This is a genomic window from Rothia sp. ZJ1223, assembly GCF_016900985.1.
In the GTDB taxonomy this organism is placed as follows: Bacteria; Actinomycetota; Actinomycetes; order Actinomycetales; family Micrococcaceae; genus Rothia.
In genome coordinates this window covers 200,367-212,810 of sequence record NZ_JAFEUT010000001.1, presented here as the reverse complement: position 1 = coordinate 212,810, position 12,444 = coordinate 200,367, and the positions used below count along the sequence as shown (strand labels likewise).

Genomic DNA, 12,444 nt, shown 5'->3' with positions numbered 1-12,444 from the left:
TATCTATCGCCTGATAAACGTGCGCTTCCATTGTGCCTCACCGGTGTAGTGATTCAGTCGTTGTACTACTTACGCGGCAAGAGCCTGACGAACAGTCTCCAGCAGTTCTTCCCACGAAGCATCAAACTTCTCAAGACCCTCGGTCTCAAGCTTTTCTACTACCTCATTGTACGAGATACCCAGGTTCTCAATCTTGTTCAGTACCTCTTCTGACTCGGCGTAAGTACCGGTGATGGTATCACCGGTAACAACACCGTGATCAGCCAGCGCGTCAAGGGTGCCCTCAGGCATAGTATTGACGGTACCGGGAGCCACCAATTCGGTGGTGTAGAGCGTATCGGGGTAGGTGGGGTCTTTGACACCGGTTGAAGCCCACAGCGGGCGCTGCTTATGGGCACCAGCTGCTGCCAGACGCTCCCAGCGCTCAGAAGAGAATTCCTCTTCGTAAACCTTGTAAGCCAAGCGAGCATTCGCCAAAGCTGCCTTGCCCTTGAGCGCCAGCGCTTCCTCGGTGCCAATCTTCTCCAGATGACCATCAATTTCAGAATCCACGCGGGAAACAAAGAAGGACGCTACCGAGTGAATCTTTGACAATTCCTTACCGTTTTCGAGAGCCTCTTCAAGACCCAGCATGTAAGCGTTAATAACCTCGCGGTAACGCTCCAGCGAGAAAATCAGGGTGACATTGACAGAGATGCCCTCAGCTAGAGTCTTCGCGATGGGCTCCAGACCCTCAACAGTTGCCGGGATCTTAATCATGACATTCTCACGATCAACAGCCGCAGCCAGCTTCTTCGCCATCTCAGCGGTTTCAGTCGCGTTATGTGCCAAACGAGGATCAACCTCAATCGACACACGACCATCTACACCCTGAGAAGACTCATAAATAGAAGTGAAAACATCGCACGCCGCACGAACATCGTCGGTGGTCGCCGCAAAAACAGCCGCCTCAACATCGGTGCTAGCCGCCGCCAGCTTCTGGAACTGACCCGCGTAAGCCTCGCCCTTCGACAGTGCAGCAGCAAAAATACTGGGGTTAGTGGTGACACCAACCATATTCTTCTCTTCAATCAGTTTCTCCAACGAACCGTTATTCAAGCGCTCGCGTGAGAGATCATCAAGCCAGATGGAAACTCCGGCATCTGAAAATTTCTGGGTGGGGGTTGCCATATAAAAACATCCTCAAAATGTGTTGTCATGGGCACTCGGCGGTGAGAGACGGGTCAGCCGTCGAGCGCATTGTGCAGTGGAATCCGCGGTGGCAGAGCATCATTGCCCTCTGCCACCGCATGGATGGGATTTTACTTGGACGCCTCGATAGACTCCTTAGCGACCTTCGCTACGTTTTCACCGGTGAAACCGTAGAGCTCGAAGAGCTCATCAGCAGATGCTGATTCGCCGTACTGTTCCAGTGAGACAGCGCGTCCGGTTGAACCGAGCAGGTCGTACCAGGGCATCGCAAGGCCAGCTTCAACAGAAACGCGTGCTTTGACCGCCGCAGGAATCACGGATTCGCGGTAATCAGCTGATTGCTCGGCAAACCACTCACGCGAGGGCATTGACACAACGCGAGCGCCGATTCCCTCTTCAGCCAGAAGTTTACGAGCCTCAACAGCGTGCTGAACCTCTGAGCCGGTAGCGATCAGAACAACATCCACGTTGCCTTCAGCTTCTGCCAGTACGTAACCACCGCGGGCAACGCCCTCAGCTGAAGCGAACTTCTCGCCCTCGGCGTCTGCGTGGATGTCTTCACGGGTGAACTCGGGCAGATTCTGGCGTGAGAGCACAATACCGGCGGGGCGGTCGGCGGTTTCAAGAATCTTGCGCCATGCCACAGATGTTTCGTTGCCATCTGCCGGGCGTACAAGGTCCAGATTGGGGATTGCGCGCAGGGCAGCGAGGTGTTCTACCGGCTGGTGGGTGGGGCCGTCTTCGCCCAGACCAATGGAGTCGTGGGTCCACACGAAAGTAGAGGGAATACCCATGAGCGCAGCCAAGCGGATTGCAGGACGCTGGTAGTCAGAGAACTGCAAGAAGGTACCCGAGAATGCGCGGGTGGGGGAGCTGAGTACAATTCCGTTGACGATTGCCGCAGCTGCGTGTTCGCGAATACCGAAGTGCAGGACGCGACCGTAGGGGTCGGCGGTGTACTGTTCGGTGGTGCGATTGGGTGAGTTGAAGGACTTTGCCGACTCAATAGTGGTGTTGTTTGAACCAGCGAGGTCAGCTGAACCGCCCCACAGTTCGGGGAAGGTGCCCGCAATAGCGTTCAGTACCTTGCCTGATGCTGCGCGAGTTGCCAAAGAGGTGCCCGCCTCGAAAGTGGGGAAAGCGTCCGCGTAGTTTTCGGGTAGCTTGCCTGAGCTCAAACGCTCGTACAGCTTTGCTGCCTCGGGGTTTGCCTGTTGCCACTGCTCGAATGATTCCTGCCATTGCTGGCGTTCGTCCTTCATGCGGTCGATGACCTTGCGGGTGTGTTCGAGGATCTCGGGTTCGATGACGAAGGATTTTGCGGGGTCAAAGCCCAGAATTTCCTTGGTTGCTGCCAGCTCGTCTGCGCCGAGTTTGGAGCCGTGAATGCCGCCGGTGTTCTGCTTATTGGGCGCGGGGTAACCAATGATGGTGCGCAGCTCAATCAGTGAGGGCTTATCGGTGTTCTTCTTTGCCGCAACAATAGCCTTGTAGAGAGCCTCTACATCTTCGGTGTATTCGCCGCTGGCGGTCCAGTCAATGCGGGTGGTGTCCCAGCCGTATGCCTCGTAGCGCGCCAGAACGTCTTCGGTGAAGGAAACATCGGTGTCGTCTTCGATGGAGATGTGGTTGCGGTCAAAAATAACAACTAGGTTGCCCAGCTGCTGGTGACCAGCCAAAGAAGAAGCCTCTGAGGTAACACCTTCCATGATGTCGCCCTCTGATGCGATGGTGTAGACAGTATGGTCAAAGGGGGAGGTGCCTTCGGCAGCTTCGGGGTCAAACATGCCGCGCATGTAACGCTGCGCGTAGGCAAAACCAACAGCGGATGCCAGACCCTGACCCAGCGGACCGGTAGTGATCTCAACGCCCTTGGTATGACCGTACTCGGGGTGGCCGGGAGTCAGTGAACCCTTAGCGCGCAGGTTCTTAATGTCCTCAAGTTCCAAACCATAACCGTTGAGGAACAGTTGCAGGTAAAGAGTCAACGATGTGTGACCGGGAGAAAGAATGAAACGGTCACGACCCGCCCAACGATCGTCGGTGGGGTCATGGCGCATAACCTTCTGGAAAAGGGTGTAGGCAACGGGAGCGAGGCTCATCGCAGTACCGGGGTGACCAGAACCGATCTTCTCAACAGCATCTGCTGCCAATACACGCGCGGTATCAACTGCACGCTGGTCTTCGGTGGTCCATTCGAACTTCGCATCAAGATCAGGCACGAAATTCTCCTTTCTAGATAAGGGGTGAACACATCAGTCCGCGCGCTCTCACCGTAGGTACTACCCACCGCGGTCACAGACACGCACAAGACTGTTAGTGACTCTCACCTTCGAGTCTAGTCTTTCACACCGATCTTTGCTGAGGCACAGACCCGTAATTTCCACATTCCGGTCATATTTCACCCAGTGTTTACGGGTAAATCAGCTACCAGCTGATTATCGTTTCGCACCGTGGTTTTACGCACGACATTAGGTTTTACCTCTTACGGGCACTAAGATTGAAAGGTAAAACAATTTCGCGTGTGCATTACCTATGCCTCACCTTCTTTTGTGGATTCACATTCCCGGGGCTCAGCACCGTTTGCTAGTGAATCTGACCGTAACACTGTGAGCGCAGAAGAATACAAGACCCGCCATCGCGGGTCTCGCCTATGATGCCACACGCACGACGACCTCCAAGGGAGCCTTCTTCGTGAAAGGTCACGGTACCTCCAGCGTCATCGCCGCTCAGAGCGCATCGCCCTCACCCGTTCAGTCGGGGCAGCGCGTCCCTTTGGCGAGGAAAATTCGCGCGTATATTCACCTGACCAAGCCTCAAGTTATTGAGTTGCTGCTGGTGACTACCGCGCCCACCATGATTTTCGCTGCCGGCGGGGTGCCCAATTTGTGGTTGATGCTCAACACCATGATTGGTGGTGCAATGGCAGCTGGTGCATCCGGCGCCTTCAATTGCTATATTGACCGCGAAGCTGACCGCAAGATGAAGCGCACCGAAAAGCGTCCGCTGGTCACAGGAGAGCTCAACGACCGGGAGGCACTCACCTTTGCCTGGTTGCTCGCGGTGCTCTCTATCGTTTATCTCTACGTACTGGTGAACCCCCTTTCAGCCTTGCTGGGGTTTATTGCAATTCTGTTGTACGTCGTGTTTTATTCTATTTTTCTCAAGCGTCGCACCGCCCAGAACATCGTCTGGGGCGGTCTAGCAGGATGCATGCCCGTACTCATTGCTTGGGCAGCGGTCACTAACTCCCTCAACTGGACACCCTTTGTGCTCTTCACTGTTATTTTTCTGTGGACGCCGCCGCACTACTGGCCCCTGTCTATGAAGTACGCCGAGGACTACAAGGCCGCTGGCATCCCAATGTTGGGTGCTATCGCCGGTGCTAAGAGCGTGTCAGTGCAGGTGGTGCTTTACGGCTGGGCGATGGTTATTTGCTCGCTTCTTTTGGTGCCGGTGGGTGGCGCTGGCTGGGTGTACACACTCACTGCTGCTATTGCTGGTGCATGGTTTCTCTACGGTTGCCACAAGCTCTACCGCCTGGCGCAGCGCGAACAGGCAACCAGCCGCACCGCGATGACTGTCTTTCACGGTTCTATCACCTACCTGACGGTGCTTTTTATAGCCTTGGCACTTGACCCCTTCGTGGGAGAAGCCGTGATGAGTTCCCTGTAAAAATCTTCCCCTCGCTGGCACGTTCACCTACCTGAAAGTTTTAGCGAGGGGATTTTTATGCCCTCACCAGTGCTAACTCGTTCCATTGAGTAGTGCCACAGCGCGAAAGCACATCTCGTTTCATTGACTAAGCCGGTACATCTGCTAGGCTCGCCAACCCTAACCCCTTATTAAGATGGGCTAGGAGTACCGCTTTTATGCCCTTATTGTAGAACATATATTCTCTATGTATAGAATATACGTTCTATTTAGGGTTCTGGGGTGTGCTGCTGTGGCATTGAGGCACTTATTGCGCATTCTTATTATCACCTGCCTTATTATTGTTTAAGGAAGGTGTCACACATACATCCCAAAAGAAAGTAGTGACATGTCTAATACTCCTCACTCAAACAACAACGAGCACGTAGCTCACGGCACCAGCGCCACTGAGCGCACCAACGGCTCATACGCACCCGAAGAAAAGAAGAAGAGCATCTGGCCTTGGTTGCTTGGTCTGCTGGCGCTTCTGCTGCTCATCGGTGGTTGCTCACTGTTGACCAGCAACAACGATAACGAAGAAGAAAATGCAGAGACCACTGAGGTTGAAAAGACTGTTGACCTTGAACTGTCAGTCACTGCTGACGGCGCAGCTGCTGTGAACCACGGCCCCAGCGACGCCAAATCAGCTGACAACGCTATCGAGAACGAGTGGAGTACTACTATTGAGAACATCCACCCCGAAAACGGTTACTCCATGACCGTTACCGGTAAGGGTGAAACTACCGCTAATCTTGCCTGCAAGATTGTTGTAGACGGTGTTGTTCAGGACGAGCAGTTCTCTGCAGACGAAAACAAGATTACCTGCACTCTGCCTTCAGAAATCAAGAAGTAAAACCTTCTCTGATTTTTCTCAAGGTGTTATAACAGCATAAAAGTGGGGCATGCTCATCAGAGCGTGCCCCACTTTTTTGTCTAGCGTTCTAAAAAACTGCGCGAATTACTTGCCGCTCACATTGAGTCTAGCCAGAGCGCGCTTGCGGTTGGAGGGGCGAGAGAGGGTAATCATGCGCTCAATCAGTGAGGCTGCCGCCCAGGTGAAGAGGGCTGAACCGATCAGGTGTAGTTCTACTACCAGAATGGGCAGACCGTTGAAGTATTGGTAGTAACCTACTGCTGCCTGAAAGAGCAGCATGATGATGTTGTAGGTGAGGGCTGAGCGAATAGCGGCGGACCAATCATACTTTTTCGCCAGTACAAAGAGCACCACGATGCCTGCGCAGTACACCCATGCGGTGATGCTGTGAATGCGGGTGACAGTAACAGGGTCAAAGGCGTGGCGGTGGGTCATGGGGTCGCCAGCGTGCGGACCGGTGCCGGTGACGACGGTGCCGATAAAAATCAGTGCCGAAGCAATGAGGGTGCCAATCCAGCCCAGGGTTTGTAGGGCAGACGTGCCGTTGGGCAGGGCGGGGCTGGTCAGTTCTTCTTTCTCAGCTGTGGTGTCGCCGAAGTAGCGGTAGACACGGTTGAGGTAGATAGCGGCGAGCGCAATCATGATGGCTGAAAGAACGTAGTGGGCGGTAATCATCCAGGGGTTGAGCTTGAGCCATACTGAGATGCCGCCAACAACTGCCTGAATGGGGATGCCCCACAGGAGCATGAGGGCGAGATTGAAGAGGTCAGCGTAGTGGTAGTCGGCGGTACGAATGCCGGTGATGAAGCCCTTGCGTTTGAAGAAGATTTCTAAGAATTCACCCACGGTGATGCGGGCAAAAACCAGGCGCAAAATCGCGAGGAAAGCGGCGATGGTGAATGCCATCAGGACGAAGGTAAGTAGGCGGTTGCCAAATTCGACGGCGCCGTGGATGCCCATTTCTGGGGTGACTGTCCAGCTGTCTGCGTTGCATTTGGGCCAGTTGTCACAGCCGAGACCTGAGCCGGTGAGGCGGACGATGCCGCCGGTTGCTACGATGCCGATGTTGGCAAGGAGCATGCCCCAGGCGGTGGCGCGTACCCAGGAGGTGTATTGTTCGGGGATGTATCGTGTGGCAAAACGTGAACCGAGCGTCCGTAGTGACATGTTGCGACCTTAGATGTTGCGTGCGGTTAGATGCGGAAGTCGTGAAAACGGGGGGTGGGGTGTTAGGAGGCTGACCATTTGAAGTATTTGCTGGCAAGTGCTGCGGCGACCAGTGCCCACAGGAGCAGAATGAGATGGGAGGTGGGTGAGAAGTTTCCTGCGATAAATTGGGCGCGGAGGGCTTCACCTAAAGCACCGGAGGGCAGAAGCTGTGTGAACCAGGAGAGTGGCCCGGGAAGGTAGCTGCCGGGGATTAAGATGCCGCCGGCTCCGGCGAGGATTACCCACGCCATATTCACGATAGCGAGGGTGGCTTCGGCGCGTACGGTGCCTGCAATGAGCAGCCCTAGAGAGGTAAAAGCAGTAGCGCCCAGTAAGAGGGTCGGCAGAGAAGCTAAGACGGCTGCAACATCAGGTTGCCAGCCTAGAATGAAGGCTACGCTGCAAATCACCACTACCTGAACCATCAGCACTAAGACCACGGCGAGCAGTTTGCCCGCAATCAGCCCTCCGCGCCCTAGGGGGGTGGTGGAGAGAAAACGCAGTACCCCGTAGCGACGATCAAAACCAGTGGCGATGCCCTGACCTGAAAAAGCGGTGGACATAACCGAGAGCGCTAGGACGCCGGGAAGGGTTGCATCAATACGGCTAATAGAGTGCGCGCTCGCCCAGGTATCGAGGATTCCCGTAAATCGCAGGGTACATAAAGCCATGACGGGGAAAGCGAGGAGCAACATGAGCTGTTCAGCGTTTTTCAGCATTGAAACGGTCTCGTAGGTGCCTTGGGCGATAATGCGGCGGCTTGCCGGGGCAGCGTGTGTTGCCATGGGGTTACAGATTCCGTCCTGAAATATCGAGGAAGACATCCTCTAAGGTTCGCGGTGCCAGCGTGAAGGATCGCGGCATGATGTTACGAGCTTCAAAGTAGGCGGTGAGCTGTGCTAGGTGCGCGGGAGTAATCTCGCCTGAAAGCGTGTAGGTATCTTCCTTGCGTCCTGCGGTGAGACCGGTAAGACGGCGAGGGGAGAGCGCTTCTTCGAAGTCAAAGGTCTGCCCGGCGCCAAGGGTGAAGCTGAGCTGGGTGCTGCCGTTTGCGGTGTTAGCCAGTAGCTGCTCAACCGTGCCTTCGGCGACATTGCGTCCGCGCTTGACGATATATACATAGTCGGCGAGTTTCTGGGCGTCATCTAGTAGATGGGTCGTAAGCACAATGGCGGTGCCCGCATCGCGCTGCTCGCGGATAATATCGAAAACCACCGCACGCGATTGAGGGTCAAGACCAGCAGAGGGTTCGTCTAAAAAGAGCACTTTGGGTTGTCCCAGCAACGCCGCAGCGAGGGCAACGCGCTGTTTTTGACCGCCTGAAAGACGGCGGACGGTAGTGCCGTTAAATTCTGGAATACCCAACCGCTCAGCCAGCTCTTTGACAGGTAGCGGGTGAGCGTACATCTTGGCAATGTGTTCTAGCAGAGGAAGAGGGTGAACCGCCTGCGGTAGCCCTCCATCTTGCAGCATGATGCCAACCTGTGCTCGCAGCTCGGCGGATGCACGCACCGGGTCTTCACCCAGAAGTGAGACGGATCCGCCGTCGGGTTTTTGTAGCCCCTGGGCACAGGAGAGAGTGGTGGTTTTACCGGCACCATTGGCACCTAAAACGACGGTAATCTCGCCGGGGTAGGCTTCAATACTGATGTCTTCAACAGCCCTGTATGTTCCGCGTGTACTCAGCGCATCAGGGTTCGCATCACGGAACTTACGTGAGGGGCGAAATTCTTTGGCGAGGTTCTGCACCGAAAGGACGCAGGGCGCACCGGTGCCGCGTAGTTTCTTCTGGGTTTGATAAGACACCCTCATATCTTATGTCACCGCCCAAACTTGTTCCATTTTGAGGATGTGATGGGGCCTCTGTCAGAGGTAGGTTCACCTAACTAGAGAGTCGGGAATAAATTAGGGCATACTTTAGTTGTGTATTCCGTGAAGCAAGCAGATAAAAAAGATTCAGCCAGCAAGCGCAATACAGAAACAGAAGAGAGGACGCGAGACCGCGTTCTCCACGGCGTTCTCGAACACGGCCCTGTTTCTGCTGCGGCGCTGGGCGAACTTTTGAACCTGACGCCGGCAGCAGTGCGTCGCCACCTTGACGCACTCGAAGAAAATAACCTGATTGAAGTTACCCTGCTTAAAAAGCACGGGGCAGGTGCCGGTCGCCCGGCTCGACGCTACGTTATTGCTCCTCAGGGGCACGCCCAGCTAGGCAACGATTACTTGCACATCGCCCACAGCGCCCTGACCCTCCTCAAAGAAAAAGTAGGGCAGGAGGCGCTGACCAGTTTCGCTCAGGAACGCGCTGACGAGATGGAAGCCCGCTACCGCCCCATCGTCGAAGCTGCCGGGCAAGACGTTGCCGCCCGCACCGAAGCTCTGGCAGAAGCTATGACGCGCGACGGCTACGTAGCATCAGCAAGCACCATGAGCCCCCCACCGGGCGGACGCGCCCTGCCAGCCCACCTGCTCGCGTCCATACAGTTATGCCAAGGTCACTGCCCCATTCGTGATCTTGCCGAAGATTTTCAGGTTTTCTGTGACCAGGAAACCGAAATAATTGCGGATCTTTTGGGAGTGGACGTTCGCCGACTATCCACCATGGCAGCCGGCGCCCACGTTTGTACCACACACGTTCCGCTCAATAGAAGTGTGAATGAAACGTAAGCAGTAACTGCTCACACAAGATTTCGTTGACAAAGATTTTTCACGCACAGTGAAGAACAACCCACCAAGAAAGGCCGTAATGACTGAGAAAGTTGAACGCGAAGCGTCCGGCACCGTCATTTCAGAAATTCTGGAGGCAAACCCCGAACTCGAAGGTATCGGCACCTACGAATACGGTTGGTATGACTCTGATGAAGCTGGACAGTCCGCTAAGCGCGGTTTGAGCGAAGACGTTGTACGCGATATCTCCGCGAAGAAGAACGAACCCGAGTGGATGCTTAACCTCCGCTTGAAGTCACTGAAGTTCTTCGACCGCAAACCCATGCCTAACTGGGGCCCGGACTTGAGCGAAATCGATTTCGATAACATCAAGTACTTCGTCCGCTCCACCGAGGGTCAGGCAAAAACCTGGGAAGATCTACCCGAAGACATCCGCAACACCTACGAAAAGCTGGGTATTCCCGAGGCTGAGCGTAGCCGCCTGGTGGCGGGCGTTGCCGCACAGTACGAGTCTGAGGTTGTCTACCACCAGATCCGCGAAGATTTAGAAGCTCAGGGCGTTATCTTCTTGGATACCGACACCGCTCTCAAAGAGCACCCCGAGTTCTTCGAAGAATACTTCGGCTCCGTCATTCCCGCAGGCGATAACAAGTTCGCTGCTCTGAACACCGCCGTGTGGTCAGGCGGCTCCTTTGTTTATGTTCCGCCGGGCGTTCACGTTGAGATCCCTTTGCAGGCCTACTTCCGCATCAACACCGAGAACATGGGGCAGTTTGAACGCACCCTGATTATCGCTGATGAGGGCTCCTACGTTCACTACATTGAGGGCTGCACCGCGCCCATCTACAAGTCTGACTCACTGCACTCAGCAGTTGTTGAGATTGTTGTGAAGAAGAACGCGCGCGTTCGCTACACCACCATTCAGAACTGGTCGAACAACGTCTACAACCTGGTCACCAAGCGTGCGCTCGCGCATGAGGGCGCAACCATGGAGTGGATCGATGGCAACATCGGTTCAAAGGTTACCCAGAAGTACCCTGCTGTCTACATGGTGGGCGAGCACGCTAAGGGCGAGACTCTCTCCATCGCGTTTGCAGGTGAAGGTCAGCACCAGGACACCGGCTCAAAGATGGTTCACATTGCGCCGAACACCTCATCTTCCATCGTCTCTAAGTCAGTGGCTCGTAACGGTGGGCGCTCGGCGTACCGCGGTCTGATTCAGGTACGCGAAGGCGCTTACAACTCCAAGTCGTCGGTTGTTTGTGATGCTTTGCTGGTTGATACCATCTCGCGTTCAGACACCTACCCTTACGTGGATGTGCGTGAAGACGACGTCACCATGGGTCACGAGGCAACCGTCTCACGTGTGTCTGAAGAGCAGCTCTTCTACCTCATGCAGCGCGGTCTGACCGAAGAAGACGCAATGGCAATGATTGTGCGTGGCTTCGTGGAGCCTATCGCCCGCGAACTGCCCATGGAATACGCCCTTGAACTTAACCGCCTCATCGAACTTCAGATGGAAGGATCAGTAGGCTAAATGTCTGATAACAAGATTATGGGTCACGATGCACCGGTTATTCCGGGTATGGACCAAGAAGGCGAAAAGCTAGCCAGCGAGTTCGTTACTGACGATACTCTGATGCCCACCGGCCACGCCGCTAAGCCCGCTGTCAGTGACAGCTCACGCGCGGGTCGCCCCACCTCTTACAAAGTGGAGGACTTCGACCGTCTGACCGGACGCGAAGAGGACTGGCGTTTCACCCCGCTCAAGCGCTTGGGCGGACTGCACACTGAGGCTCTGACTCAGGCAGGTCTGGGTATCAACATTCAAGCACCCACCGGTGTCACCGTTGAAACCGTAGACCGCGAGGACGCGCGCATCGGCTCAGCCGGTATTCCCGAAGACATCGTGGCAGCTAATGCTTGGTCGCACTTTACCGAAGCAACCGTTGTTACCGTCGCCCAGGAAACCGAGCTGGATGAGCACATCAACATCTCTATCGAAGGCAAGGGCGAAAAGCTCGCTGCCCAGCACATCGTAGTGGAGACCAAACCTTTCTCAAAGGCTGTTGTTGTACTGCGTCACACTGGTGATGCAGTGGTTTCACAAAACGTTGAGTTCATCGTGGGCGACTCTTCAGAGCTGACCGTCATCACCCTGCAGCAGTGGGAAGACACCGCAATCCACGCGTCCGCCCAGTACGCACACTTGGGTCGCGACGCTCGCTTCAAGCACGTGAACGTCTCACTCGGCGGCGACCTGGTGCGCGTGACCCCCTCCACCAAGTTCTCAGCCCCCGGCGCTGAAACCGAAATGTACGGTCTCTACTTTGTTGATGCTGGTCAGCACCTTGAGAACCGCCTTTTCGTGGACCACTCAGTACCCAACTGCAAGTCCCGCGTCACTTACAAGGGCGCCTTGCAGGGCAAAAACGCGCACTCCGTGTGGGTGGGCGATGTTCTTATTGGTAAAGAAGCAGAAGGCACCGACACCTACGAGCTTAACCGCAACCTGTTGCTCGAAGATGGTCCCCGCGCTGACTCCGTGCCCAACCTCGAAATTGAGACCGGTCTCATTGCCGGTGCAGGTCACGCCTCCACTACCGGTCAGCTCGACCCCGAGCACCTCTGGTACTTGCAGGCACGTGGCCTCACCCAGCCGGAAGCTCGCCGACTGGTTGTGCGCGGCTTCTTGAACGAAATCATCCAGCAGATCGGCATCGAAAGCCTCGAAACCGAACTCATGGACGCACTCGAAGCTGAACTGGCGCTGAGCAACAACTAAGTACTGAGCACTCACTCCCTCGCGT

Annotated in this window: 10 protein-coding genes; 5 read left to right on the top strand and 5 right to left on the bottom strand. The window is 55.3% G+C overall.

Annotated elements, in window-relative coordinates; all coding sequences use genetic code 11:
* Positions 1-69: 69 nt before the first annotated feature.
* Together tal and tkt are read right to left on the bottom strand one after the other, a co-directional pair.
* Positions 70-1,170 (bottom strand): transaldolase, encoded by a 1,101-nt coding sequence (tal, locus tag JTP09_RS00980; RefSeq protein ID WP_204876049.1) that lies wholly within the window; start codon positions 1,168-1,170, stop codon positions 70-72.
* Positions 1,171-1,301: 131 nt separating this feature from the next.
* Positions 1,302-3,413, bottom strand: a complete 2,112-nt coding sequence (tkt, locus tag JTP09_RS00975) for a transketolase (RefSeq protein WP_204876037.1) — start codon at positions 3,411-3,413, stop codon at positions 1,302-1,304.
* A gap of 499 nt (positions 3,414-3,912) precedes the next feature.
* Between tkt and JTP09_RS00970 the strand changes: the two genes are divergently transcribed.
* Together JTP09_RS00970 and JTP09_RS00965 are read left to right on the top strand one after the other, a co-directional pair.
* Entirely contained in the window at positions 3,913-4,866 is a 954-nt protein-coding gene (locus JTP09_RS00970) for a heme o synthase (RefSeq protein WP_204876601.1), read from the top strand.
* Between the two features lie 367 nt (positions 4,867-5,233).
* Positions 5,234-5,737, top strand: a complete 504-nt coding sequence (locus JTP09_RS00965; protein ID WP_204876036.1) for an MmpS family transport accessory protein — start codon at positions 5,234-5,236, stop codon at positions 5,735-5,737.
* Between the two features lie 105 nt (positions 5,738-5,842).
* Here JTP09_RS00965 and JTP09_RS00960 read toward each other — a convergent pair whose 3' ends face one another.
* The 3 genes from JTP09_RS00960 to JTP09_RS00950 form a co-directional block, all read right to left on the bottom strand.
* Positions 5,843-6,925, bottom strand: coding sequence for a heme A synthase (locus tag JTP09_RS00960; protein ID WP_204876035.1), 1,083 nt, complete (start codon positions 6,923-6,925; stop codon positions 5,843-5,845).
* A 62-nt stretch (positions 6,926-6,987) separates the two neighbouring features.
* Positions 6,988-7,752, bottom strand: a complete 765-nt coding sequence (locus JTP09_RS00955; RefSeq protein WP_239478539.1) for an ABC transporter permease — start codon at positions 7,750-7,752, stop codon at positions 6,988-6,990.
* Between the two features lie 4 nt (positions 7,753-7,756).
* Positions 7,757-8,773 carry an ABC transporter ATP-binding protein gene (locus JTP09_RS00950; RefSeq protein WP_370592459.1) on the bottom strand — a complete coding sequence of 339 codons (1,017 nt, stop codon included), beginning with the start codon at positions 8,771-8,773 and terminating at the stop codon, positions 7,757-7,759.
* 117 nt (positions 8,774-8,890) lie between these two features.
* Between JTP09_RS00950 and JTP09_RS00945 the strand changes: the two genes are divergently transcribed.
* From JTP09_RS00945 to sufD, 3 genes are all read left to right on the top strand, one after another.
* Positions 8,891-9,634, top strand: a complete 744-nt coding sequence (locus JTP09_RS00945) for a metalloregulator ArsR/SmtB family transcription factor (RefSeq protein WP_204876032.1) — start codon at positions 8,891-8,893, stop codon at positions 9,632-9,634.
* A 79-nt stretch (positions 9,635-9,713) separates the two neighbouring features.
* Positions 9,714-11,171 carry a Fe-S cluster assembly protein SufB gene (gene sufB, locus JTP09_RS00940; protein WP_204876030.1) on the top strand — a complete coding sequence of 486 codons (1,458 nt, stop codon included), beginning with the start codon at positions 9,714-9,716 and terminating at the stop codon, positions 11,169-11,171.
* A complete protein-coding gene (sufD, locus tag JTP09_RS00935) occupies positions 11,172-12,419 on the top strand; it encodes a Fe-S cluster assembly protein SufD (RefSeq protein WP_204876028.1) in 1,248 nt (415 codons plus the stop codon).
* Positions 12,420-12,444 lie beyond the last annotated feature (25 nt).

Excerpts from the sequence above, each read along its gene's own strand:
- tal (WP_204876049.1), bottom strand. The coding sequence starts at position 1,170 with ATGGCAACCCCCACCCAGAAATTTTCAGATGCCGGAGTTTCCATCTGG.
- JTP09_RS00965 (WP_204876036.1), top strand. The coding sequence starts at position 5,234 with ATGTCTAATACTCCTCACTCAAACAACAACGAGCACGTAGCTCACGGC.
- JTP09_RS00960 (WP_204876035.1), bottom strand. The coding sequence starts at position 6,925 with ATGTCACTACGGACGCTCGGTTCACGTTTTGCCACACGATACATCCCC.
- JTP09_RS00955 (WP_239478539.1), bottom strand. The coding sequence starts at position 7,752 with ATGGCAACACACGCTGCCCCGGCAAGCCGCCGCATTATCGCCCAAGGC.
- sufB (WP_204876030.1), top strand. The coding sequence starts at position 9,714 with ATGACTGAGAAAGTTGAACGCGAAGCGTCCGGCACCGTCATTTCAGAA.
- sufD (WP_204876028.1), top strand. The coding sequence starts at position 11,172 with ATGTCTGATAACAAGATTATGGGTCACGATGCACCGGTTATTCCGGGT.